This window comes from Paracoccus sp. S3-43, assembly GCF_029027965.1.
Taxonomy (GTDB): domain Bacteria; phylum Pseudomonadota; class Alphaproteobacteria; order Rhodobacterales; family Rhodobacteraceae; genus Paracoccus.
This window is the reverse complement of the sequence record NZ_CP119082.1, coordinates 1-24,746: the sequence shown is the minus strand read 5'-3', so window position 1 is coordinate 24,746 and position 24,746 is coordinate 1. Positions and strand designations below refer to the sequence as shown.

Below are 24,746 nucleotides of genomic sequence, written 5' to 3'. Positions count from 1 at the left end.
CTGCCCGGTGGCGTCAAACCGCCGCAGCCGCCGCGGGCAGGCGGGCGGGTGCTTCCCGCACCGGCAGGTGGATCAGCGCGCTGAGCGCGCCGACGCCCACCCCGACCCACCAGACCAGCGTGTAATCGCCCTGCGCGTCATACAGCGCGCCGCCCAGCCAGACGCCCAGGAACGACCCCAATTGATGCGAGAGGAACACGAACCCGTAGAGCGTCCCCATATAGCGCAGCCCATAGATATAGGCGATCAGCCCCGAGGTCAGCGGCACCGTCGCCAGCCACAGCGCGCCCATCACCAGCGAAAAGACGATGACGCTGACGGGCGTGATCGGCAGCAGGATGAAGGCCGCCGCCGCGATGGTCCGCAGGGTATAGATCCCCGCCAGCAGGTATTTCTTGGTATAGCGCTTGCCCAGCCAGCCCGCGAGGATCGAGCCCGCGATATTGGCCAGCCCGATCAGGCTGATCGCCGCCGCGCCCAGGGCGGATGTGGTGGTGATGCCGATGCTGGCCAGAGTCCCCATCGGGCTGATCGGCCCGCACATTTCCGTCACCATGGCCGGGAAATGCGCGGTGATGAAGCCAAGCTGATAGCCGCAGGAAAAGAACCCCGCGAAGATCATCAGATAGGACGGGTCGCGGAAGGCGCGGCCCAGGACACTGCCCAGGCTTTCCTCAAGCTCGTGGCGGCTGGCGGGCTTGCCGTCGCCCAGCATCGGCAGGAACAGCAGGCAGGCCAGCACGATCGCGCCGAAGATCACGAACACCATCTGCCAGGAATAAAATCCCAGCAGAACCTCGGCCAGGGGGGCGCCGAAGACCTGTCCCGCCGATCCGGCGGCGGTGGCGATTCCCAGGGCCAGGCTGCGGTTGTCGTCGCTGGCGGCGCGCCCGACCACGGCCAGGATCACCCCGAAGCCGGTCCCGGCGATGCCGAAGCCGACCATGATTTCCAGCAGCTGCATGGTGGCCGGGGTTGTCGCCGTCGAGGTCAGGATCAGCCCCGCCGAATACAGCAGCGCGCCCAGGATAATCGCCCAGCGGTCGCCCCAGCGTTCGGCAAGCGCGCCGAAGATCGGCTGGCCGATCCCCCAGGCCAGGTTCTGGATGGCGATGGCCAGCGAGAAGTCCGCCCGTGGCCAGCCGAAATCGGCGGCGATGGGGATCTGGAACACGCCGAAACTGGCCCGCAGCGCGAAGTTGATCAGCAGGATCAGCGATCCGCCGATCAGGATGGGCGTGAACAGGCGGGACTGGGTGGGCATGGCTGGACCTGCGCGGCGAAACGTCGCAGCCAGCGTTGGACGCGTCCCGCCCGAAGATCAAGCCCCGGCGTGGTGATGCGACCCATCAACCGCCGTGATGAGTCCGCCTCGACCGATCATTCGCGCCGCGCCAGTTCGTTGTTGATCGAGAACTTCGAGGCCGGGATCGACCCGCCCTCGCGCATCTCGCCCAGGATCACGGTGGTCTTCTGGCCGCTGTCGTCGGTCACGACCCATTGGCGCAGCTGCGTCGGACCGCCGGTGAAGACCATCTGGATATTGCCGTATTGCGGGTTCTGCGGATCCTGCGCGGTCACGACCGTGGCGTTCTTCTGTTCGGTATGCGCCGTGACCATGTTCGCGCGGCCCAGGTTCACATTGGCGTCCAGGATGATCGACAGCGGCGTCTGCGACAGCGGATATTGCTGCGGCCCGCCGGATTTCGGATCGAACACCGCGACGTTTCCGCCCGACGCCATGACCAGCGTCTTGTCGTTGTTGTATTCGAACCGCACCCGTCCGGGCCGCTGGATATAGACCGTCCCGGTCGAGATCGAGCCATCGGGATTGACCTGCGTGAACTCTGCGGTGGCCGTGGTCAACCGGTTGAGATAGTGCGACAATTCATTCAGCGGAATCTTCTCGGCCAGGGCCGGGAAGGCGAGACCGAGCAACAGGGCGGGCGCAAGGGCGAGCGATTTGATGTTCATGGCGCCGATCATATCCTTTCCGAACGGGGATGCACATCACGTCTGACGGATGGGACGGGCGGCGAACGCTCTCGGGGGCGTGAGGGTTCCGGGCCCGCCTTGCGCGGCAATGCGGCGGTGAGGCGGCGGCAAACATAGATCATCTTGATCGGAACATTCAGCGAACATAGATTGCTCGCATGGCCCCGCGAACCTTGCAGCAGAAGCTCGCGATCCTGTCGGATGCGGCGAAATACGATGCCTCCTGCGCCAGCAGCGGCACGACGCGGCGCGATTCGCGCGCGGGCGGCATCGGCTCGACCGAGGGCATGGGGATCTGCCACGCCTATACGCCCGACGGGCGCTGCATCAGCCTGCTGAAGATCCTGATGACGAATTTCTGCATCTACGACTGCGCCTATTGCATCAACCGGGTCAGCAGCACTGTGGAACGCGCCCGCTTCACCCCGGACGAGGTCGTGACGCTGACGCTGGAATTCTATCGCCGCAACATGATCGAGGGGTTGTTTCTGTCCTCGGGCATCATTCGCAGCCCGGACGACACCATGGCGCAGATGGTGCGCATCGCCCGGACGCTGCGGATGAACCACGGCTTTCGCGGCTATATCCATCTGAAGACCATTCCCGACGCCTCGGCCGATCTGGTGGCGCAGGCAGGGCTGTTCGCCGACCGGCTGTCGGTGAATATCGAACTGCCGCGGGACGCCAGCATCCGCGAACTGGCCCCCGAAAAGCGGCCCGAGACGATCCGCGCCGCCATGGCCGATGTCCGCCTGTCGCGAGAGGCCGCGACGGAAAAATCCCATACCGGCAGGCGCCCGCCGCGCTTCGCGCCCGCCGGCCAGTCCACGCAGATGATCGTCGGCGCCGACGACACCACCGACCGGGACATCCTGAGGACGTCGGCCAACCTCTATTCCGGCTATGACCTGAAGCGGGTCTATTATTCGGCCTTCAGCCCGATCCCGGATGCCTCGGCCGCGCTGCCGCTGATCAAGCCGCCGCTGATGCGCGAACATCGCCTGTATCAGGCCGACTGGCTGATGCGCTTCTATGGGTTCGAGGCCGAGGAGATCGGCGCGGCCCATCCCTCGGGCAACCTGGATCTGGCGATCGACCCAAAGCTGGCCTGGGCCCTGGCGAATCGCGGGCAATTCCCGGTGGACGTTGCGCGGGCCGCCAAGGACATGCTGCTGCGCGTGCCCGGTTTCGGCACCAGGACGGTGACGCGGATCCTGGCCGCGCGGCGCAACGGGCCGCTGCGATACGCGGATCTGCTGCGGATGGGGGCGATCATGTCCAAGGCGCGCGCCTTCGTGACGCTGCCCGACTGGCATCCCGGCGCGCTGACCGACAGCGCGGACCTGCGCGCCCGCTTCGCGCCGCGGCCCGAACAGTTGCAACTGCTGTGATCCGGGTCGATCTGCCTCGCTTTGGCCGGTTCCAGGCCTGGCGCGACGCGGCCCGCCAGCTTGCGGGCAACCGCGTGGCGCCCGATCAGGTGGCCTGGGGCGATGCCGGGCTGTTCGGCACGGGTCCGGTCCCGCCGCCCGGCCCGCATCCGGTGACGGCCAGCAAGGAATTCCTGGCCCTGGCCCGGACGGTCGCCAGCCATTCCGACCCCGAACGCTGGGCGCTGCTCTATGCCGCGCTGATCCGGTTGCAGCAGGATCGCGGCTTCATCGCCAATCCCGCCGATCCGCTGGCCGACCGGCTGGCGCGGATGGCGAAATCCGTGCGCCGCGACATCCACAAGATGCACGCCTTCGTCCGCTTCCACGAACTGCCCTCGGAGGGGCCGCGCCGCAGCTTCGCCGCCTGGTTCGAACCCGAACACCCGATCCTCGAGGCCGGGACGCCCTTCTTTGCGCGCCGCTTCGGCGACATGGACTGGCTGATCGCCACGCCCGAGGGGATCGCACGCTTCGACGGCAGGCTGAGCTTCGAACCGCCCGCGCCGCGTCCGAACCTGCCCACGGATGCCAGCCATGATCTGTGGCGGATCTATTTCGCCAATATCTTCAACCCGGCCCGCATCAAGACTCAGGCGATGCGGTCGGAAATGCCGGTGAAATACTGGAAGAACCTGCCCGAAACCGGGCTGATCGCGCAGATGCTGGCCGATGCGCCGCGCCGGGTGCAGGCGATGCGCGACGCGGGCGCGACCGACGCCCCTGCCTTCGCCGCCCGTGTCACGGCGCGCATCCGCCACGCCCCCGACGACCGCCCGCCCGACAGCCTGGACGCCGCCCGCCAGCAGGCCAGCCGCTGCACCCGCTGCGCGTTGTGCCACGCCGCGACCCAGACCGTCTGGGGCGAGGGCGACCCCGACGCGCCCCTGATGATCCTGGGCGAGGCGCCGGGCGATCACGAGGATCTGCAAGGCCGTCCCTTCGTCGGCCCGGCGGGCCAGCTGCTGCGACAGACCATGGCGGGCGCGGGCCTCGATCCCGCGCGGGCCTGGCTCACGAATGCGGTGAAGCATTTCAAGTTCACCCCGCGCGGCAAGCGCCGCATCCACCAGAACCCCGCCACCGGAGAAATTCGGCACTGCACATGGTGGCTGGATCTGGAACGCCGCTTCGTCCAGCCCCGCCTGACCGTGGCCCTGGGTGCGACGGCCGCCTTCGCGCTGACCGGCGACCGCGCGCCGCTGACCCCCCGGCGCGGCACGGTAGAGACGACGCTGGACGGCGGCCCGGTGCTGATCACCTGGCATCCCAGCCTGATCCTGCGCCTCGACCCCGGCCCCGCGGCGCGGGCGCGGGCGCAATTCGCAGCCGACCTGACGCAAGCCGCGCGGATGATGGCCGCCTGAGTTTTGCCTTGGCCGAAATATCCCACGGGGGTTCGGGGGTGTGAAACCCCCGGCTTACAGCGCCCGGCCCGTCAGCAGCCGCGGCATCGGATCGACCGACAGCCCCGCCGCCTGCCGCATGAAGCCGCGCCGCAGCGCCGGCACCGCGCTGACCACCCCCATGCCCAGGCCCCGGGCCGCCGCCAGGATCGGATTGCCGCTGGCGAACAGCCGGTTCACCCCGTCCATGCCCAAGGCCAGGGCGGTGCCGTCAAAGCGCCGCCAGCCCTGATAGCGTTCCAGCACCAGGCCCGATCCGATATCCTCGCCCCGCCGGGCGGCGTCCACCAGCACCTCGGCCAGCGCGGCCACGTCGCGCAGTCCCAGGTTCAGCCCCTGTCCCGCGACGGGATGCACGCCATGCGCCGCATCGCCCACAAGCGCCACGCGATCCGCGACATAGCGGTCGGCCAGCGTTAGGCTCAGCGGATAGGTGAAGCGCGCGCCCGCCAGTTCGATCCGGCCCAGGTAATCGCCGAAGCGGGGGCGCAGCACGTCCATGAAGGCGTCGTCGGGCAGGGCGGCGATGGCGCGGGCCTCGGCATGGCGCTCGGACCAGACGACGCTGCTGCGGTCGCCCGGCAGGGGCAGGATCGCCAAGGGGCCGTGGGCCATGAAATACTGCTGCGCGATGCCGTGATGCGGACGCTCATGCGCGATGGCGGCGACAAGCGCGGTCTGGCCGTAATCCCAGCCGCGCCGCCCGATCCCGGCCCGCGCCGCCACGCCCGACCCGCGCCCGTCCGCGCCGACCAGCAGCCGCGCGCGCATCTGCCGTCCGTCGGACAGCGTGGCCGAGACCCCGCCGGGCGCGGGCTGGTGATCCGTCACCGACAGGCCCGGCAGATGCCGCACCCGGTCCCGCATCGCCGCCAGCAGCGCGCGATAGAGGAACCGATCCTCCAGCATATGGCCGACCGGGCCTTCCTCGATCTCGGCGCTGTCGAAATGCAGGAAAAAGGGCGCCGCGCCCTCGCCGGGCCGGCCTTGGGACGCCTTCACCTGAAGGATAGGCTGGCTGTCCGCCCCCAGCCCGCCCCACAGCCCAAGCGCCTTCAGCAGCCGCTGGGACGCCACCGCCAGCGCATAGGCGCGCCCGTCGAAATTGTCGCCTGCCCGGACGTCGGCGGGCCGGGGATCGACGACCGCCACGCGCAATCCGGCCTGCGCCAGCGCAAGGGCCAGCACCGGCCCGTTCAGCCCGCCGCCGGCGATCAGGATATCCACATCGGTGCCCATGCCGACGGATCATGCACGCGCCGCCCCGAAAGGCAATCCGGCACGGGTCAGAACCGCAGCGCCAGGCCGATATTCACCGCATTGGTGATGATGTCGGTTTCCAGCGTGCCGCCGCTGTCCAGATCGGCTGCATGGCTCGAATAGGTGAACTGGTATTCGACCGTCGCCTCCCACCGGCGGCCCAAGGGCCAGGAGACGCCGGCAAAGGCCCGCATCGCCGGACCGGTCAGCTGATAGTCATGGGTCGAATCGAAATTCGGGTCGTTGTCGTCGTCGACCTCGACATGGGGCACCGCGACGCCGAGGCCGGCGCCGACATAGGGGGTCACGCGCGCGCGCGGCCAGCGCCGCAGGGCGTTCACGGTGACGAGGTTCAGCCCGTCGGTGAATTCCAGATGCGTCAGCCCGGCACGTTCCATGGTGCGGTCGTCGGCGTAGATCTTGGCATGGGTGAACTCGGCCCCCCATCCCCAATCGCCCTGCCAGCGGGTCAGCCGGACGCCCCAATAGGGCGGCATCTCGAACGACTTGCCCTTCCAGCCGGCGCGGACCTCATGGCCGTCGATGGTCACGTCCGAATGCGGCGCCGTCTGATAGCCGCCGTAAAGCCCGATCGTGGTCTCGGCCCGCAGCGGCAGCGCAGCCAGAAGCATCGTCGCAGTCGCGGCCAGCGCGACGCGCAGCCTTGTCGTGCGACGGCGCAGCCCTGCCATGCGGCGGTGCAGCCCGGCCATGCGACCGCGCAAGCCCGGCCGCCGCGCCCGGAACTGCGCCCGCAGCCGGTCGGCCAGCCGCCGCGTCGGCACCGCCAGCCTATCGCCGACCCGCGCCAGCCCGCGCGTGGCGGCCGAGCGCGCCCATGAGGGCCGACGCAGCGCGCGGTCGCAGATCAGGCCCCAGATCGCGCCCAGCAGCACCTGCCAGATCGAATGGGCGTCGGCCTCGATCCGGCTGGCGCCGGTGAAGGCCGCCGCCAGCACGATGCCGGCCCGTACGAACAGGTTATGCCTTACGCAGTCGTGAAGCAGGGCCGAGGCGCCGAACACCGCGGTCGCCGTGTGTCCCGACGGCATCCCCCCGGGCGACCCCGAGGGCCGCCGGTTGAGAGGGGCGTCGCCAAGGGCGGCTTTCGGGGTGTGGATGCCCGCGAACAGCACCGCATAGCGCAGCAGCAGCTCTGGCGCCTTGCCCTGGGCGATCTGGCAGCCAAGCGCCAGGAGCGGCAGCCCGATCTGGAAATTGTCGCCCCATCGTTCCGCGCGCGGCCCGCTGACGAAGATCAGCCCGGCCAAGACCGCCATCACCAGCCAGCATCTGAGTTTGCGCGCGTGATCGAGAAGCATGGCCGGACTCCATCAGGATTCCCGACCGCGCTAGCAATGAACTATGGTGTTCGTGTGACGGTCATGCGGATTCCGCGTCCAGGGTGGCGGCCAGCCCGCTGCGGTAATCGGGATAGCGCAGGCGCACGCCCAGATCGCGCTTGATCCGGTCGTTCCGCACCCGCTTGCTGTCCTGATAGAAGGACCGCGCCATCGGCGTCATCTCGGCATCCTCGAAGGCGATTTCGGGCGGCGGCGGCAGGCCCAGCAGATCCGCCGCATGGGCCAGCACGTCCTGCGGCGGGACCGGGTCGTCGTCGCAGACATTATAGGCGGTGCCCGGCGCGGGCCGGTCCAGGGACGCCAGCAGAACCTGGGCGATGTCCTCGACATGGATGCGAGAGAAGATCTGGCCCGGCTTGACGATCCGCCGCGCGGTGCCGTTGCGGACCTTCTGGAACGGTCCGCGTCCGGGACCATAGATCCCCGCCAGCCGGAAGATATGCAGCGGCAGGTCCGCGCCCTGGGCCAGATCGCGCCAGGCGCGCTCGGCCCGGATGCGGGCCTGCCCGCGCGGGCCCGAGCCGTCGAGGACGCTGTCCTCGTCCACCCAGCCGCCGTCGCGGTCGCCATAGACCCCGGTCGTGGACAGATAGCCCAGCCAGCGCAGCCGGGCGCGGGCCAGATCGTCGCGGAACGCCGCCAGCACCGGATCGCCCTGCGGGCCGGGCGCGGTCGACACCAGCACGGCATCGGCCCGCGCGATCTCCTCGCGCAGCCGGGCCTCTTCTCCGGGCCACAGGATCGGGGTCGCGCCCGCCGCCGCCACCCGGCCGGGGTCGCCGCGCGTGGTGCCAAGCACCTGCCAGCCGCGCGCGCGCAACAGGGGCGTCAGGAAACCGGCCGAATAGCCGTGACCGAAAACAAGCATCTTCATGACGCCAGCGTAACGGCCCCGGCCCCCCGGCGCCAGACGCTTGCCTGCTCGGGGCGGGGCTGGCAGGGTCGGGGGAAAGAAGGATAACAAGAATGGACACGGATTCCCGATACCTGCCGGTCGAAAGCCCCGATGCGCCGGGCCGCCGGCAATTCACCGATGCCGATGCCGCCGTGGCGCGGTTGCAGGATCTCTATGCCCAGTCGACGGGCTTCCTGCTGGACCGCTTCATCAAGGCGCTGGAGGGCGACAAGCCCGCCGCCCGGTTCCGCGCCTATTATCCCGAACTGCGCCTGACCGTGCCGACCCATCCGCAGGTCGATTCGCGCCTGTCCTTCGGCCATGTCGTGTCGCCAGGCAGCTATTCGGCGACCGTGACCCGGCCGGATCTGTTCGGCAATTACCTGCGCGAACAGATCGGGCTGCTGATGCGCAACCACGGTGTTCCGGTGACGGTGGGCATCAGCGAGACGCCCATGCCGGTGCATTTCGCCGTCGCCGCGCAAAGCGAACTGGCGGTGCCACAGGAAGGCGTCTTGGACTTCAGCCTGCGCGACGTGTTCGACGTGCCGGATCTGAACACCATGAACGATGACATCGTGAACGGCGTCGCAGGCCCGATGCCGGACGGTTCGCTGCATCTGGCGGCCTTCACGGCGCAGCGCATCGACTATTCCCTGGCGCGGCTGCAACATTACACCGCCACCGCGGCCGAGCATTTCCAGAATTTCGTCCTGTTCACCAATTATCAGTTCTATGTCGACGAATTCGAGGCCTTCGGCCGCCGCGCGCTGGCCGATCCCTCGCTGGGATATGAGAGCTTCGTGGCGCCCGGAAACCAGCAGATCTTCGAGACCGACGCGCCGCTGGCGGCGCTGGCGAAGATGCCGCAGATGCCCGCCTATCACCTGAAGCGGGCGAACGGGCAGGGGATCACCCTGGTCAATATCGGCGTCGGCCCGTCCAACGCCAAGACCGCGACCGACCATATCGCCGTGCTGCGCCCCCATGCCTGGCTGATGGTTGGCCATTGCGCGGGGCTGCGCAATTCCCAGCGGCTGGGCGATTTCGTGCTGGCCCATGCCTATCTGCGCGAAGACCATGTGCTTGACGCCGACCTGCCCGTCTGGGTGCCGCTGCCCACCCTGTCCGAGGTCCAGGTGGCCTTGCAGGAAGCCGTGGCCGAGGTCACCCAGCTTGAGGGATACGAGCTGAAGCGGATCATGCGCACCGGCACGGTCGCCACCATCGACAACCGCAACTGGGAACTGCGCGACACGCCGATCCATCGCCTGTCGCTGTCGCGCGCCGTGGCGCTGGACATGGAAAGCGCCACCATCGCCGCCAACGGGTTCCGCTTCCGGGTGCCCTACGGCACGCTTCTGTGCGTCAGCGACAAGCCGCTGCACGGCGAATTGAAGCTGCCGGGCATGGCCACCGACTTTTACCGCACCCAGGTCGCCAGCCATCTGCTGATCGGCATCCGCGCCATGGAAAAGCTGCGCGAGATGCCCCTGGAACGGATCCATTCGCGGAAATTGCGGTCCTTCCACGAGACGGCCTTCCTGTGACCCGGCGTCAACTGGCCGGGCGGCGCCTGCTTTCGGGGAAAGGGGCGAAAAACGCTTGATCTGTTGGGCAAAACCGTGTGTAGCAGGCGATATGCCGAAAAAGGCGCTATTCGCAGCCCCCGAAAACCGGGCAAGAGGAGACAGATTCATGGCCACGCCATCCGCGAAACCGATGACCAAGACCCAGCTTGTCGCGTCCCTGGCCGAGGAAATGGGTTCGGACAAGAAATCGGCCGCGACCGCGCTGGACGCGATCGCCGCCGTCGTCAGCCGTGAAGTCGCCGCCGGCGGCTCGGTCACGATCCCCGGCATCGGCAAGATCGCCTGCCGTGCCCGCCCCGAACGCCAGGTCCGCAACCCGCAGACCCAGGAAATGATGACCAAGCCCGCCGACAAGCAGGTCAAGGTGACGGTCGCCAAGGCGCTGAAGGACAGCGTGAACAGCTGATCCTTGCGACATCGCAGATGTCAGGGCCGTGCCGCCGGGCGCGGCCTTTTTCGTTTTCCTGCCCAAGCGGGCCGCGGCGCCCGCGCAATCCGCGGATGACCCTTCCCGCCGCCCCCATGACCTGCTAGCCCTTCTGCATCATCTGCAAGTCACGGGGCCAGAATGGACATTCGCGCGATCTTCATGGGGGTGTTCTTCGCGGTGATGTGGGCTTCGGCCTTCACCTCGACCCGGATGATCGTGACCGAGGTGCCGCCGCTGTTCGCCCTGGCCCTGCGCTTTCTGCTGTCCGGCACGGCAGGCTTCGTCATCGCCTTGGCGATGGGAGAGACCTGGCGCGCCCTGACCCGCGCGCAATGGCGGGCGGTGGTGATCCTGGGGCTGTGCCAGAATGCGCTGTATCTGGGCCTCAACTGGGTGGCGATGCAGTGGATCGAGGCCGGGCTGGCCTCCATCATCGCGGCCACCATGCCGCTGATCGTGGCGCTGCTGGGCTGGATGCTGATGGGCGAGAGGCTGCGCCCGCTGGGGGTCGGGGGCCTGGCCCTGGGGCTGGCCGGGGTGGCGATCATCATGGGCGCACGGCTGCAAGGCGGCGGCAGCGACCCGCTGGGCATCCTGATGTGCTTTGCCGCCGCCCTGGCCCTGGCCGTTGCCACGCTGTCCGTTCGGGGCGCCAGCTCGGGCGGCAATGTGATGATGATCGTCGGCCTGCAAATGCTGATCGGATCCGCGACCCTGTGGGTCATCGCCCCGTTCGTCGAGGATTGGCATGTCGATTACACCTCTCGTCTGGTCTGGGCATTTCTCTATACGGTGATCGTGCCCGGCCTTGTGGCGACCTGGGTCTGGTTCAAGCTGGTCGGCCGCATCGGCGCGGTGCGCGCGGCGACCTTCCATTTCCTGACGCCCTTCTTCGGGGTCGCGACCGGGGCGCTGCTGCTGGGTGAACAGCTTGCCCTGGGCGACGTGATCGGCGTGGGCGTGATCATGGCGGGCATCCTGGCGGTGCAACTGTCCAAGGCGCCCGCGCCCGTGGTCCCCGTCAGGCGCCCGCCCCCGGCTTAGGCTGCGCGCATCCGTTCCGCGCAGCGATCCACCCAGCCCTTCACCACCGGCGTCACCGGCATCATCTCGCCAAAGAACACGAAGGGCGAGGCGCAGAGCAGATCCGCCGCCGAGAAATCCGGCCCCAGCAGGAAGGGCGCGTCCGCCACCCTGTCCTCGATCTGCTGCACCACCGTGTCATAGTCGCGGAAGGTCGCCTGCAAGGCCGGATGGTCGATCCTGAGAGAATAAAGCAGGCCCACCGGCTCGATCACGCCCTGGTAATAGAACAGCCAGGACAGGAAGGCGCCGCGCTGCGGATCGCCCACCGGACGGCCCAGGCCGCTTTCGGGAAAGCGGTCGGTCAGCCAGGTGATGATCGCGCCGCGTTCGCGGACATGGTCGTCGCCGTCCACCAGATAGGGCACCTTGCCCTCGGGGTGGGGGTTCTTCGGATCGCGCCCGCCGCTGCCGTCGCGGCGGGGGATCGTCACCTCGACGATGTCCAGCCTGTCGCGGATGCCCATCAGGTCGATCAGCGTGACGATGGTGTCCGACCGGCTTTGCGGTGCGTGATAGAGTGTCGGCATGGGCTTGTCTCCGTGGTTGCTATGGCGACAGGATAGCGCAAAGCCCTGACAGATGGTGACAGCATGGCCCGCACCGACCGCCTGATGCGCCTGATGGATACGCTGCGCCGCCTGCCCGCGCCGGTGACCGCCGCGCGGCTGGCGGCCGAGACGGGCGTATCCCCCCGCCAGCTTTACCGCGACATCGCCACGCTGCGGGCGGGCGGTGCGCTGATCGACGGGGCCGCGGGGCTGGGATACACCCTGACCGAGGATCCGGCCCTGCCGCCGCAAAGCTTTTCCCGGCTGGAGATCGAGGCCCTGCGCCTGGCCGTCGAATCGCTGGCGGGCGTGGGCGACGCGGAACTGGTCCAGGCGGGCCGCGACGCCCTGGCCCGGATCGTGGCGACCCTGCCGGAACGCCAGGCGCGCCAGGCGCTGCACGCGATCACCCGCTGCTTTTTGCAGACGCCCGACAGGCCCGCGCCGCTTGTCGATCTGGCGCTGATCCGGGCGGCCTGCTGGGACGAACAGGCGCTGCGGATCGACTATACCGACCTGAACGGCCAGCGGACCCGCCGCGAGATCTGGCCGCTGGGCCTGTCCTATTCCGACCGCTCGCTGATGCTGCTGGCGCATTGCCGGTTGCGGATGGATTACCGCGTCTTTCACGTGAACCGCGTCGCGGCGGCCAGCCTGACGGGCGACAGCTTCCGCCCGCGCCGGGTGGCGATGGTGCGCGACTATGCCCGGATGCGCGGGGAACGGGGCGGCGCGGCGCAGCGTTGATTTTCATGGAATGTTCACCATCTTGGACCCATGCGCGCCGATCAGATCCTGCATCCCACGCCGGCCGGGCTTTACTGCCCTCCCGGTGATTTCTACATCGACCCGATCCGCCCGGTCCCGCGCGCGCTGATCACGCATGGCCATGGCGACCATGCCCGGTCGGGTCATGGCGCGGTGATGGCCACGCGGCAGACGCTGGACATCATGGCGATCCGCTATGGCGCGGATTTCGCCGGTCACAGCCAGGCGGCGGACGGTCCCATCCGCATCGGCGATACCACGGTCAGCTTCCATCCCGCCGGGCACATCCTGGGATCGGCGCAGATCGCCGTGCAGCCGGACAATGGCCCGAAGATCGTCGTGTCGGGCGATTACTGCCGCCACCCGAACCCGGTCAGCGCGGCATATGACCCCGTGCCCTGCGACATCTTCGTGACCGAGGCGACCTTCGGCCTGCCGGTCTTTCGCCATCCCGACCCGGCGGGGGAAATGGCGCGGCTGCTGGCCAGCATGGCCGAATTTCCCGAACGTCCCCACCTGATCGGCGCCTATGCGCTTGGCAAGGCGCAGCGGCTGATCATGCTGGCCCGCGCGGCGGGGATCGACGGCCCGATCGCCATCCACGGCGCGCTGCAACGTCTGTGCGATTACCATGTCGCCCAGGGCATCGACCTTGGCCCGCTGGTTCCCGCCACCGCCGACACGGTCGAGGCGCAGCTGGTGATCGCTCCCCCCTCGGCCTTCGCATCCGCCTGGGTGCAGCGGTTCCGCGATCCGGTGATCGGCTTCGCCTCGGGCTGGATGGCGGTCCGGGCGCGGGCGCGGCAGCGCGGGGTGGAACTGCCCCTGGTCATCAGCGACCATGTGGACTGGCCGCAGGTCACGCAGACGATCCGGGAACTGGCTCCGCAGGAAGTCTGGATCACCCACGGCGCCGAGGACGGCCTGCTGCGCTGGTGCGAGATCGAAGGCATCCCCGCCCGCCCCCTGCGCCTTGTCGGCTACGAGGACGAGCCGGAATGAGGGGTTTTGCCACCCTGCTGGAACGCCTGGCCTTCACGCCCGCGCGCAATGCCAAGCTGCGGCTGTTGCGGCATTACCTGGAGGCCACGCCGGATCCCGACCGGGGCTTCGCCCTGGCCGCGCTGACCGGCGATCTGAAGCTGCGCACGGTGACGCCCGGCCTCTTGCGCGGGCTGATGGTCGAACGGGTGGACGAACAGCTTTTCGCGCTGTCCTATGATTTCGTGGGCGATCTGGCGGAAACCATCGCGCTCTTGTGGGACACGGACCGGGATGAGGACGTGCCGCTGCATCAGGCCGTCGCCCTGCTGTCGGACACCGGCAAGGCCGGGCTGCCCGCCGCCATTGCCGCGATGCTGGACCGGCTGGGACCGTCGCAGCGGCTGGCCTTCCTGAAGCTGGCGACCGGCAACATGCGCGTGGGCCTCTCCGCCCGCATGGCCCGCATCGCCTTGGCCGAGATGGGCACCCCCGACGTGGCCCAGATCGAGGAGATCTGGCACGGCCTGACGCCCCCCTATCAGCCGCTGTTTCACTGGATCGCGGGCGGGACGCGGCCCGAACACGCGGCCAAGGCCCCGTTCCGCCCGGTGATGCTGTCCACGCCGGTCGATCTGGACCAGTTGCGGGCTTTCGATCCCGCCGATTACGTCGCGGAATGGAAATGGGACGGCATCCGCGTGCAGGCGATCAACGATGGCGGGGTGCGGCGGCTCTATTCCCGGACCGGAGAGGATATCGGCCACAGCTTCCCCGACCTGATCGAGGCGCTGAATTTCGACGGCGCCCTGGACGGCGAATTGCTGGTGCGGCGGGGCGAGGACGTGGCGGTGTTCGGCGACCTGCAAAAGCGGCTGGGCCGCAAGCAGGTTGGGCGCGGGATGCTGGACAGCCACCCGGCCGGGCTGCGGGTCTATGACGCGATGATCTGGCAGGGCCGCGACCTGCGCGACCTGCCGCTGATGGATCGCCGCACTGTCCTGGACGGCGCGGATTTCGGCAGCGACCGGATCGACCTGTCGCCGCTGCTGGACTTTGCCACCTGGGACGACCTGGCCGCCCTGCGCGCCGATCCGCCCGCCCCGGTGATCGAGGGGGTGATGATCAAGCGCCGCGATTCCGCCTATGTCGGCGGCCGCCCGCGCGGGCCGTGGTTCAAGTGGAAGCGCGACCCGCATGTGGTCGATGCGGTGCTTCTGTATGCGCAGCGGGGCCATGGCAAGCGGTCGGGATTCTACAGCGACTTCACCTTCGGCCTGTGGGACGGCAACCAACTGGTGCCGGTCGGCAAGGCCTATTTCGGCTTCACGGACGAGGAACTGCGCGAACTGGACCGCTTCGTCAGGAACAACACCGTCGAACGCTTCGGCCCGGTCCGCTCGGTCGCGCCGAAGCTGGTGCTGGAGGTCGCGTTCGAGGGGCTGAACGCATCCGGCCGCCACAAGTCTGGCGTTGCCATGCGCTTTCCCCGCATCAGCCGGATCCGCTGGGACAAGCCCCCGTCCGAGGCCGACCACCTGTCCACCCTGAAGGCGATGATCGCGTGACCCTGCCGCCCGATCTCCAGGACTGGTTCGCCCGCCAGGGCTGGCAGCCCCATCCGCATCAGATCGCGCTGCTGGAGGCCAGGGGCGACACGCTGCTGATCGCGCCGACCGGCGGCGGCAAGACGCTGGCCGGTTTCCTGCCCTCGCTGGTCGATCTGAAGGACGGCCACAAGGGGCTGCACACGCTCTATGTCTCGCCCCTGAAGGCGCTGACGGCGGATATCGCGCGCAACCTGGCGCGCCCGGTGGCCGAGTTGAACCTGCCCGTGCGGGTCGAGGATCGGACCGGCGACACGCGATCCTCGCAGCGCGCGCGGCAACGGATCGATCCGCCGCAGATCCTGCTGACCACGCCGGAATCGCTGGCCTTGATGCTGTCCTATGAACAGGCGCCGCAGATCTTCGGCAGCCTGCGCCGGGTGGTGCTGGACGAATTGCACGCGCTTGCGGAAAACAAGCGCGGCGACCAGCTGATGCTGTGCCTGGTGCGGCTGCGCACGCTGGCCCCCGGCCTGATCGCGACCGGCCTGTCGGCCACCGTCGAGGATCCGCAGGCGCTGGCCGATTTCATGGGCGGCGCGGCGGTCATCCAGGCCGATCCCGGCCCGGAACCCGACATCGCCATGCTGGCGACCGCGCGCCCCGCGCCCTGGTCCGGCGGCGGCGGCCATTACGCGGTCCCCGAGGTTCTGGACCAGATCCGGCAGGCCCGCACCACCATCATCTTCATCAACACCCGCGCCCAGGCGGAACTGTTCTTTCAGGCGCTGTGGGCGGCGAATGACGACAACCTGCCCATCGGTCTGCATCACGGCAGCCTGGCCCGAGAGGCGCGCCAGCGGGTCGAGGCCGCGATGGCGGCGGGCGCATTGCGCGCCGTGGTCGCGACCGGCAGCCTGGATCTGGGCATCGACTGGGGCGCGGTCGATCTGGTGATCCAGGTCGGCGCGCCCAAGAACGTCAAGCGGCTGGTCCAGCGGATCGGGCGCGCGAACCACCGCTATAACGCCCCTTCCCGCGCGCGGATCGTGCCCGCCAACCGCTTCGAGGTGATCGAATGCGTGGCGGCCCTTGAGGCTGTCCACGAACACGACCTGGACGGCGACCCGCGCGGCCCCGGCCCGCTGGACGTGCTGTGCCAGCATATCCTGCTGACCGCCTGCGCCGGTCCCTTCGACGCCGATGCGCTGTTCGCCGAGGTCCGCACCGCCGGTCCCTATCGCGGCCTGACCCGCGCGCAGTTCGACGATTGCCTGGATTTCGCGGCGACCGGGGGCTACGCCCTGCGCGCCTATGACCGCTGGCAGCGGCTGATGCTGAAGGGCGGGCTGTGGCGGCTGCGCGACCCCCGCGCCGCCCGCGACCTGCGCATGAATGTCGGCACCATCGTCGAGGCCGAGATGCTGAAGGTCCGGCTGCGCGGGCGCGGCGGCGTGCCCCTGGGCGAGGTCGAGGAAAGCTTCGCCGCGACCCTGGTGCCGGGCGACACCTTCCTGATCGGCGGGCAGACCGTGCGCTATGACGCGATGCGCGAAATGGTGATCGAGGTGACGAAGCAGCCGACCCGCCAGCCCCGGATCGCGGTCTATTCGGGACTGAAGCTGGCGACCTCGACCCAGTTGTCGCATCGGGTGCAGGCGCTGATCGGCGATCCCGCGCGTCATTGGGTGCTGCCGCCCGATACCGCCGACTGGCTGGCCCTTCAGGACCAGATCAGCGTCCTGCCGCGCCCCGGCGTGCTGGTCAGCGAGAGTTTTCCGTTCCAGGGCAGATGGCATTTCGCGCTCTATGGTTTTGCCGGGCGCAATGCGCTGCAAACCCTGGGCCTGCTGATGACCCGGATGATGGAGGAGGCGGGGCTTGGTCCGCTGGGCTTTATCGCCACCGATTACGCGCTGCTGATCTGGTCGCTGGATCCGGTCACGGATCCCGCGCCGCTGCTGGACCGCGACGGCTTGCGGGCGGGCTTGGGCGACTGGCTGGCGGGCAATGCGGTGATGAAGCGGACCTTCCGCAACGTCGCCATCATCTCGGGCCTGATCCAGCGGAACATGCCGGGCGGGCGCCGGTCGGGCAAGCAGGCGACCTTTTCCAGCGACATCCTTTACGATACCTTGCGCCGCTATGACCCCGACCACCTGCTGCTGCGGATCACCGCGGACGAGGCGCGCCGGGGTCTTGTCGATTTCGACCGGATCGAGGAGATGCTGGACCGTTCCCCCCAGATCGACCACCGCATGACGGGCCGCGTCACCCCGCTGGCCGCGCCGCTGCTGCTGGAATACGGCCGGGTGCCGATCACCGGCGCGGGCCGCGAACGCCTGGCCGAGGCCGAGGCCGCCGCCCTGATGGCCGAGGCGGGGCTGGCGTGAGTTACCGCTTCGATTTCGCGGGGCAGCAGTTGCAGGCGCGTCCGTCCGGCGCGCTGTTCTGGCCCGACCGCCGCTGGCTGATCGTCGCCGACCTGCATCTGGGCAAGTCCGAGCGCATGGCGCGTCGGGGCGGGTCGCTGCTGCCGCCCTATGAGGTGCTGGCGACGCTGGACCGGCTGGAGGCCGAGATCGCCGCCACCGATCCCGCCTGCGTGGTCAGCCTGGGCGACGGCTTCGACGACGATGCGGCGGCGCTGGCGCTGCCCGACATGCTGTGCGATCGGCTGCGCGGCATGGGGCGGGGCCGCCGCTGGATCTGGGTCAGCGGCAACCACGACCCGTCCCCCGTCTGCCCGCGCCTGCCGGGCGAGACGGTGGCGGAACTGGCCGACGGGCTGGTCCTGCGCCACCAGGCCGGGCGGGGGCCGGACGTGTCGGGCCATTTCCATCCCTGCCTCCGGCTGGCCGGAGAGCGGCGGCGCTGTTTCCTGATCGGCCCGGACCACCTGATCCTGCCCGCCTTCGGCGCCTATACCGGCGGGTTGGCCATCGACAGCCCGGCCCTGTCGTCCCTGGTGCCGCAGGGGCTGGCCATCGCCTGCGGCGGAACGCGGGCGCTGCCGGTTCCGGTCGGCGCGATCCTGCGCCGCAATCATCGGGCCTGAAAAAGGCCGGGCCGCCATGCGCGCCACGCCAGGCTGCCGCAGCTTTCAGACAGAAGCGCGGCGGCGGCAAATCCGTTACCGGCCCGGTCAGGTATCCAGGTTTTCCACACTCAGCGCGTTCTGCTGGATGAATTCGCGGCGCGGTTCGACCACGTCGCCCATCAGCTTGGTGAACAGATCCTCGGCCTCGGCCACGTCCTCGACCCGGACCTGCAACATGGTCCGCGCGCCGGGATCCAGCGTGGTTTCCCACAGCTGTTCGGGATTCATCTCTCCCAACCCCTTATATCGTTGCAGCGACAGGCCCTTTTCGCCTTCCAGGAAGATCGCCTGCAACAGTCCCAGCGGGCCGAAGATCGGCTGGTCGCGGTCGCGGCGCACCAGCCGCGCGCCCCGGCCATAGACATCCTGCAAGGCCTGGGTCATCTCGCCCAGGCGGCGGCTTTCGGCGCTGCGCAGCATCTGGCCGTCAAGCGTCCGGTTCTCCTCGACCCCGCGCAGGGTGCGGGTCAGGCGGATCCCCGCGTCCTGGGTCGGGCGGCCGGTCCAGCCGCGTTCGTATTCCTCGGCGATCATGTCCAGGCGGGCGGCGACGGCATTGGCCGCGCCCTGGGCGTCCGCGTCGATCCGGCCCGGCAGCAGCGCGCCCGCGATGGCCGCCTGTTCGGTGATATGGGGCGGATAATGGGTCGGATAGGCGCGCAGAATGCGGCGCGCGGTCCGCGCCTCATCCACCACGCGGGCCAGGTCGGCTCCGGTGATTTCCTCGCCCGAGGCGAGCCGCAGCGCCGCCCCGTCGATGCCCTGCTGGATCAGGTAATCCTCAAGCGCGGCCTCGTCCTTCAGATAGACCTCGGACCGCCCGCGCGACACCTTATACAGCGGCGGCTGCGCGATATACAGGTGCCCCGCGTCGATCAGAGCCGGCATCTGCCGGAAGAAGAAGGTCAGAAGCAGCGTGCGGATATGCGCGCCGTCCACATCGGCATCCGTCATGATGACGATCTTGTGATAGCGCAGCTTGGACAGCTTGAATTCGTCGCGCCCGATGCCGGTGCCAAGCGCGGTGATCAGCGTGCCGATCATTTCCGATGACAGCATCCGGTCGAAGCGTGCCCGTTCCACGTTCAGGATCTTGCCGCGGAGCGGCAGCACCGCCTGGTTCTGGCGCGACCGGCCCTGCTTGGCGGATCCGCCCGCGCTGTCGCCCTCGACGATGAACAGTTCCGACAGGGCCGGATCCTTTTCCTGGCAATCCGCCAGCTTGCCGGGCAGGGATGCCACGTCCATCGCGGTCTTGCGCCGGGTCAGTTCGCGGGCCTTGCGCGCGGCCTCGCGCGCCAGCGCGGCCTCGACGATCTTGCCGGTGATGGCGCGGGCTTCGGTGGGGTTTTCCTCGAACCACTCGGCCAGCTTTTCGCCGACGAGGTTCTCGACCGCCGGACGCACTTCGGACGAGACCAGCTTGTCCTTGGTCTGGCTGGAGAATTTCGGATCGGGCACCTTGACCGACAGCACGCAGGTCAACCCCTCGCGGGCGTCGTCGCCGGTGAAATCGACCTTCTCGCGCTTGGCGATGCCGCTGTCCTGGGCGTATTTCGTGATGACGCGGGTCAGCGCGCCGCGAAAGCCCGCCAGATGGGTGCCGCCGTCGCGCTGCGGAATGTTGTTGGTGAAGGGCAGCACGGTTTCATGATAGCTGTCGTTCCACCACATCGCGACCTCGACCCCGATGCCGTTCTTCTCGCCGGTCATGAAGATCGGCTCGGCCATGACGGGAGTCTTCGACCGGTCCAGGTATTTCACGAATTCCCGCACGCCACCATCATAGAACAGTTCGGTGCGCTGAACCTCGGCATGGCGCTCATCCTCCAGGATGATGCGGACGCCGCTGTTCAGGAAGGCCAGTTCGCGCAGGCGGTTTTCCAGCGTTTTGTAGACGTAGTCCAGGTTGGAAAACGTCCCGTTCGGATCGTTGGTCTTGGCCGAGGCGAGGAACCGCACCTCGGTCCCCTTTTCGCCCGGCGCGGCATCGCCCACCACGCGCAGATGTTCGGCGGTGTCGCCATGTTCGAACCGCGCGTAATGTTCCTTGCCGTTGCGCCAGATGCGCAGTTCCAGCCAGTCCGACAGGGCGTTCACCACCGACACGCCGACGCCGTGCAACCCGCCCGAGACCTTGTAGCTGTTCTGGTCGAATTTCCCGCCCGCATGAAGCTGGGTCATGATGACCTCGGCGGCCGAGACGCCTTCGCCGGCATGGATGTCGGTGGGGATGCCGCGGCCGTTGTCGCGCACCGAGACGCTGTTGTCGGCATGGATCTTCACCCGCACATAGTCGGCGTGACCGGCCAAAGCCTCGTCGATGCCGTTGTCCACGACCTCGTAGACCATGTGGTGCAGGCCGGACCCGTCGTCGGTATCGCCGATATACATGCCGGGCCGCTTGCGCACGGCCTCCAACCCTTTGAGAACCTTGATGGAATCGGCGCCGTATTCGGCGCTTTGCGGGATCGTGTCGGCCATGCGTGAAATTGTCCTGTTCCTGTGCTGCCGATATAAGCCTTCCGGCAGCGAAAGTCACGGGAAAGACGGGATTTTTTTGCCTTTTCGGCAGGGTTCAGCCGGGGATTTCCACAGCCCCGGAACCCTCTTCGGCGCGGGTCACCGCCAGCCGCCGGGCGCGGGGTCCGAAGCTGTCGAAAAGCTCGGTCCCGGTGCCGGTCAGCAGGCTTTGCGCGGGCAGGGCGCAGATCCGGTCGTACAGCGCCGCGCGGCGGTCGGCGTCCAGATGGGCCGCCACCTCGTCCAGCAGCAGAACGACCGGCTGGTCGGACAGCGCGCGGGCATTGGCGAGGATCAGGGACAGCAGCAGCGCCTTTTGCTCGCCGGTGGACGACAGCGCGGCGGGCATGTCCTGCGGACCCCAGACCGCGCCCAGATCGGCGCGGTGCGGGCCGGTCAGGCTGCGGCCCGCGCCCAGGTCGCGCGGGCGCATCGCGGCAAGGCGGGCGGCGATGCTGTCGGGGTCGGGGTCGTCGGCCTGGCCTTCGCCCGGCAGCAGGGTCAGGGTCGCGGCCGGAAAGTCGCCGCCGTCCTGCGCGGCCATGATGGCCGTCAGCGCGGCCTGGCGGTTGCGGGTCAGGGCCGCGCCCGCGTCTCCCATCTGGGCTTCCAGCGCGCGATACCAGCCGGGATCGCCGATCTGGTCCTTCAGCAGGCGGTTCCGTTCCCGCATCGCCCGGTCATAGGTCAGCGCCAGGTCGGCATGGTCGGGAAACAGGCTCAGCGTCACGCGGTCCAGGAAACGCCGCCGCGCCTCGGGCGGGTCGGACCACAGCCGGTCCATGGCGGGCACTAGCCACAGGATCCGCAGCAGCCGTCCCAGGGCGGTCTGCGCCGCCGGCTTGTCGTCGATCAGGACGCCGCGCGACTGGCCCGGCGGGGCGGCGGTCTCGATCGCGTGGTCGTCGATCGCGGCCCGGATCCGCCAGCCTGCGTCGCGCCCCTGCCGGGCCTGATCGGGGGCGGGCGCTGCACGCAACCCACGGCCCGGCGCCAGCATCGATGCGGCTTCAAGGATATTGGTCTTGCCCGAACCGTTCGGGCCGAAGATCGCCAGCGGCCGCCGGTCCAGATCCAGATCCAGCCGGGACCATGACCGGAACTGCGCCAGCGACAGATGCCGAAGCGTCACACCCGCATCGGCATGACGACATAGACCGCGCTTTGATCCGACCCTTCGCGGATCAGCGCGGCATCACCCGAGCCGTTGAACAGGAACACCGCGTTGTCGCGGTCCACTTGGCTGGCGATTTCCTGCAAATACTTGGCATTGAAGCCGATTTCCAGAGGGTCGTCGGCATAGGCGACGATCAGTTCCTCCTCGGCGGCGCCCGCGTCGGGGGCGTTCACCGACAGGATCAGCCGGTCCTGATCCAGCGCCAGCTTGACCGCGCGGGACCGTTCGCTGCTGACGGTCGCCACCCGGTCCACCGCGCGGGCGAAATCGGCGGCGTCGACTTCCAGCTTGCGGGCGTTGTTCATCGGGATCACCCGCGAATAATCCGGGAAGGTGCCGTCGATCACCTTCGAGGTCAGCGTCAGCGTCGGCGTGGCGAAGCGCACCTTGGTTTCGCTGACCGACACGGCGATGTCGGTATCGTCGTCGTCCAGCAGCTTGCGCAGTTCGGCGACCGTCTTGCGCGGCACGATCACCCCCGGCATGTCATCCGCGCCGACCGGCAGCGGCGCGTCGATCCGCGCCAGCCGGTGCCCGTCGGTCGCCACGCAGCGCAGCATGGGCTGGCCGTCGACCTGCGCCACATGCATATAGACGCCGTTCAGGTAATAGCGCGTCTCCTCGGTCGAGATGGCGAATTTCGCCTTGTCGAACAGGCGGCGCAGCAGATCGGCCCTGGCCTTGAAATTGACGCTGTATTCGCTGGACGCCATGACCGGGAAATCCTCGCGCGGCAGCGTGGCCAGGCTGAAGGACGACCGCCCGGCCTGCACCGCCAGCCGCCCCGCCGCGTCGTCGCTGCTGATCTGGACCAAGGCGCCGTCGGGCAGCTTGCGCGCGATCTCGTTCAGCATCACCGCGCTGACGGTGGTGGCGCCGGGGCGTTCCACCTGGGCGGGGGCGCGGTCCACGACCTCGGTATCCAGGTCGGTGGCGCGGAAGCTGACGCCCTCGGGCGTGGCCTCGATCAGGACATTGGCCAGGATCGGAATGGTGTTGCGCCGTTCCACGACCGACTGGGCCTGAGAGACGGCCTTGACCAGAACGGCGCGCTCGATCGAGAATTTCATCGCTTTTCCCTGTGCCTGCGGCCATTCCGGCCCGTAAACGGACCTGTTTTGTAACGGCCCGCGCAGGCAGTCACAAGCGTTTCGTTCACGCTTCCAGCAGGCGCTTCAGCAGGGCCACATCCTCGGCCAGGGCGTGATCCTCGACCACGAGCTCCTCGACCTTGCGGATGCCGTGCATGATCGTGGTATGATCGCGCCCGCCGAAGCGGCGGCCGATTTCCGGCAGGGACCGGCTGGTCAGCTGCTTGGACAGATACATGGCGATCTGCCTGGGACGTGCGACGTTGCGGGCGCGCTTGGGCCCCACCATGTCGGCCAGGCGGATGTTGTAATGTTCCGCCACCTTGCGCTGGATGTCGTCGATGGAGATCTTGCGGTCGTTGGTGCGCAGGATGTCGGCCAGGCATTCCTGGGCCACCTCCAGCGTGATCTCGCGGCGCAGCAGGCTGGCATGGGCGAACAGCCGTTGCAGCGCGCCTTCCAGCACGCGGACGTTGGTGGTGATCCGGTGGGCCAGGAATTCCAGCACCCCGGCGCCGATTTCCAGATCGGGCTGCTGGGCGCGGAAGCCTTCGGTCTTGGATTGCAGGATGCCAAGCCGCAATTCGTAGGTCGTCGGATGCAGATCCACGATCAGCCCGCAGGACAGGCGCGACTTGATGCGTTCCTCAAGGCCCTTGATCTCGGCCGGGGCGCGGTCGGCGGAAATGACGATCTGCTTGCCCTGATCGACCAAGGCGTTGAAGGTGTGGAAGAATTCTTCCTGGGTGCTGTCCTTGCCGGCGATGAACTGCACGTCGTCGACCATCAGCATGTTCACGTTGCGGAACATGCCCTTGAAATCCATGATCGTGCTTTCGCGCAGGGCCTGCACGAAGCGGTACATGAACTGTTCGGCCGACAGATACAGCACCTGCGCCGCCGGGTGGCGGGCCTGATAGTCATGGGCGATGGCGTGCATCAGGTGGGTCTTGCCCAAGCCGACGCCGCCATAGAGAAACAGCGGGTTGAAGCCGACCGGCCCGCCCTCGGCCACGCGGCGGGCGGCGGCATGGGCCAGTTCGTTGGGCTTGCCGACCACGAAATTGCCGAAGGTATAGCGCGGATCCAGCGGCGCGCCCAGGTCGGCGCGCGCCACCCGCGCGGTCGCGGGCGCGGCGGCCGAGGCGATGGGGCGCGCAGGCTTCGCGGCGGTGGCGGTGGCGGTGGCCGGACGGGCGCGGCCGGGCGCGGTCTGGGGGACGACCTCGAAGCGCAGGCGTTCCACGGACGCGCCATGGCGGCTCAGCTCGCCCAGGATGTCCTTGGCGAAATGGCGGTTCACCCAGTCGGAAATGAAGCGCGTCGGGCTGGCGAAATGGGCGATCCCCGAATCCACGCCGGTCAGGCGCAGGGGCTTGATCCAGTGGTTGAAGTTGTTCGGTCCCACGCTTGTTTCAAGCGCGGCACATGCCTGGCCCCAGATGTCGTCCATGGTCTGCCCTATCTTTCCTGTCCCCAGCCTTCGCCGGACCTTCCGACGAAACAGGATCCCCGACGCGGGTCGGACGGACTGAACTGCGGCAACACCCCAC

20 protein-coding genes are annotated in these 24,746 nt (G+C 68.5%); 10 read left to right on the top strand and 10 right to left on the bottom strand.

The genetic code is table 11. The features are described from left to right. Positions 1–13: 13 nt before the first annotated feature. Entirely contained in the window at positions 14–1,264 is a 1,251-nt protein-coding gene (locus PXD02_RS00100) for an MFS transporter (RefSeq protein ID WP_275104964.1), read from the bottom strand. A gap of 116 nt (positions 1,265–1,380) precedes the next feature. After that, the gene (locus PXD02_RS00095; RefSeq protein WP_275104963.1) at positions 1,381–1,974 is read right to left on the bottom strand and encodes a LolA family protein; all 594 of its coding nucleotides are present in this window, start codon (positions 1,972–1,974) and stop codon (positions 1,381–1,383) included. 179 nt (positions 1,975–2,153) lie between these two features. Between PXD02_RS00095 and PXD02_RS00090 the strand changes: the two genes are divergently transcribed. Both PXD02_RS00090 and PXD02_RS00085 read left to right on the top strand, forming a co-directional pair. Next, a complete protein-coding gene (locus PXD02_RS00090) occupies positions 2,154–3,386 on the top strand; it encodes a putative DNA modification/repair radical SAM protein (RefSeq protein WP_275104962.1) in 1,233 nt (410 codons plus the stop codon). Then, the gene (locus PXD02_RS00085; protein ID WP_275104961.1) at positions 3,383–4,792 is read left to right on the top strand and encodes a UdgX family uracil-DNA binding protein; all 1,410 of its coding nucleotides are present in this window, start codon (positions 3,383–3,385) and stop codon (positions 4,790–4,792) included. Before PXD02_RS00090 ends, PXD02_RS00085 begins: the two co-directional genes overlap by 4 nt. A gap of 54 nt (positions 4,793–4,846) precedes the next feature. Here PXD02_RS00085 and PXD02_RS00080 read toward each other — a convergent pair whose 3' ends face one another. The 3 genes from PXD02_RS00080 to PXD02_RS00070 all read right to left on the bottom strand — a co-directional run bounded on the left by PXD02_RS00080 (position 4,847) and on the right by PXD02_RS00070 (position 8,329). Continuing rightward, positions 4,847–6,070, bottom strand: coding sequence for a UbiH/UbiF/VisC/COQ6 family ubiquinone biosynthesis hydroxylase (locus tag PXD02_RS00080; protein WP_275104960.1), 1,224 nt, complete (start codon positions 6,068–6,070; stop codon positions 4,847–4,849). A 47-nt stretch (positions 6,071–6,117) separates the two neighbouring features. Then, positions 6,118–7,413, bottom strand: a complete 1,296-nt coding sequence (locus PXD02_RS00075) for a phosphatase PAP2 family protein (protein ID WP_275104959.1) — start codon at positions 7,411–7,413, stop codon at positions 6,118–6,120. A 61-nt stretch (positions 7,414–7,474) separates the two neighbouring features. Then, a complete protein-coding gene (locus PXD02_RS00070) occupies positions 7,475–8,329 on the bottom strand; it encodes an SDR family oxidoreductase (protein ID WP_275104958.1) in 855 nt (284 codons plus the stop codon). Positions 8,330–8,421: 92 nt separating this feature from the next. On the opposite strand from PXD02_RS00070, the gene PXD02_RS00065 reads away from it, so the two are divergent. From PXD02_RS00065 to PXD02_RS00055, 3 genes are all read left to right on the top strand, one after another. Further along, positions 8,422–9,900 (top strand): AMP nucleosidase, encoded by a 1,479-nt coding sequence (locus PXD02_RS00065; RefSeq protein ID WP_275104957.1) that lies wholly within the window; start codon positions 8,422–8,424, stop codon positions 9,898–9,900. A 148-nt stretch (positions 9,901–10,048) separates the two neighbouring features. Then, a complete protein-coding gene (locus PXD02_RS00060; protein WP_275104956.1) occupies positions 10,049–10,348 on the top strand; it encodes an HU family DNA-binding protein in 300 nt (99 codons plus the stop codon). Positions 10,349–10,510: 162 nt separating this feature from the next. Then, positions 10,511–11,416 (top strand): DMT family transporter, encoded by a 906-nt coding sequence (locus PXD02_RS00055; RefSeq protein ID WP_275104955.1) that lies wholly within the window; start codon positions 10,511–10,513, stop codon positions 11,414–11,416. Here the strand turns inward: PXD02_RS00055 and PXD02_RS00050 are convergent. Beyond that, entirely contained in the window at positions 11,413–11,985 is a 573-nt protein-coding gene (locus PXD02_RS00050; protein WP_275104954.1) for a glutathione S-transferase family protein, read from the bottom strand. The genes PXD02_RS00055 and PXD02_RS00050 overlap by 4 nt on opposite strands. A gap of 63 nt (positions 11,986–12,048) precedes the next feature. On the opposite strand from PXD02_RS00050, the gene PXD02_RS00045 reads away from it, so the two are divergent. Genes PXD02_RS00045 through pdeM form a run of 5 tightly spaced genes read left to right on the top strand, consistent with a single transcriptional unit; the run spans position 12,049 to position 18,360 of the window. Next, positions 12,049–12,753, top strand: a complete 705-nt coding sequence (locus PXD02_RS00045) for a helix-turn-helix transcriptional regulator (protein ID WP_275104953.1) — start codon at positions 12,049–12,051, stop codon at positions 12,751–12,753. A gap of 30 nt (positions 12,754–12,783) precedes the next feature. Then, the gene (locus PXD02_RS00040; RefSeq protein WP_275104952.1) at positions 12,784–13,776 is read left to right on the top strand and encodes a ligase-associated DNA damage response exonuclease; all 993 of its coding nucleotides are present in this window, start codon (positions 12,784–12,786) and stop codon (positions 13,774–13,776) included. Beyond that, positions 13,773–15,323, top strand: a complete 1,551-nt coding sequence (locus tag PXD02_RS00035) for a cisplatin damage response ATP-dependent DNA ligase (RefSeq protein ID WP_275104951.1) — start codon at positions 13,773–13,775, stop codon at positions 15,321–15,323. The genes PXD02_RS00040 and PXD02_RS00035 overlap by 4 nt, the downstream gene beginning before the upstream one ends. Continuing rightward, on the top strand, positions 15,320–17,695 hold the full coding sequence (locus PXD02_RS00030; RefSeq protein WP_275104950.1) for a ligase-associated DNA damage response DEXH box helicase: 2,376 nt from the start codon (positions 15,320–15,322) through the stop codon (positions 17,693–17,695). The genes PXD02_RS00035 and PXD02_RS00030 overlap by 4 nt, the downstream gene beginning before the upstream one ends. Next, the gene (gene pdeM, locus PXD02_RS00025) at positions 17,692–18,360 is read left to right on the top strand and encodes a ligase-associated DNA damage response endonuclease PdeM (protein WP_275104949.1); all 669 of its coding nucleotides are present in this window, start codon (positions 17,692–17,694) and stop codon (positions 18,358–18,360) included. Before PXD02_RS00030 ends, pdeM begins: the two co-directional genes overlap by 4 nt. An 87-nt stretch (positions 18,361–18,447) precedes the next feature. On the opposite strand, the gene gyrB is transcribed toward pdeM, so the two are convergent. The 4 genes from gyrB to dnaA form a co-directional block, all read right to left on the bottom strand. Continuing rightward, positions 18,448–20,886, bottom strand: coding sequence for a DNA topoisomerase (ATP-hydrolyzing) subunit B (gene gyrB, locus PXD02_RS00020; RefSeq protein WP_275104948.1), 2,439 nt, complete (start codon positions 20,884–20,886; stop codon positions 18,448–18,450). Between the two features lie 94 nt (positions 20,887–20,980). Beyond that, the gene (gene recF, locus PXD02_RS00015; RefSeq protein ID WP_275104947.1) at positions 20,981–22,057 is read right to left on the bottom strand and encodes a DNA replication/repair protein RecF; all 1,077 of its coding nucleotides are present in this window, start codon (positions 22,055–22,057) and stop codon (positions 20,981–20,983) included. Beyond that, positions 22,054–23,172 carry a DNA polymerase III subunit beta gene (gene dnaN / locus PXD02_RS00010; protein WP_275104946.1) on the bottom strand — a complete coding sequence of 373 codons (1,119 nt, stop codon included), beginning with the start codon at positions 23,170–23,172 and terminating at the stop codon, positions 22,054–22,056. The genes recF and dnaN overlap by 4 nt, the downstream gene beginning before the upstream one ends. A gap of 85 nt (positions 23,173–23,257) precedes the next feature. Continuing rightward, the gene (gene dnaA, locus PXD02_RS00005; protein ID WP_275104945.1) at positions 23,258–24,646 is read right to left on the bottom strand and encodes a chromosomal replication initiator protein DnaA; all 1,389 of its coding nucleotides are present in this window, start codon (positions 24,644–24,646) and stop codon (positions 23,258–23,260) included. Between the last annotated feature and the right edge of the window lie 100 nt (positions 24,647–24,746).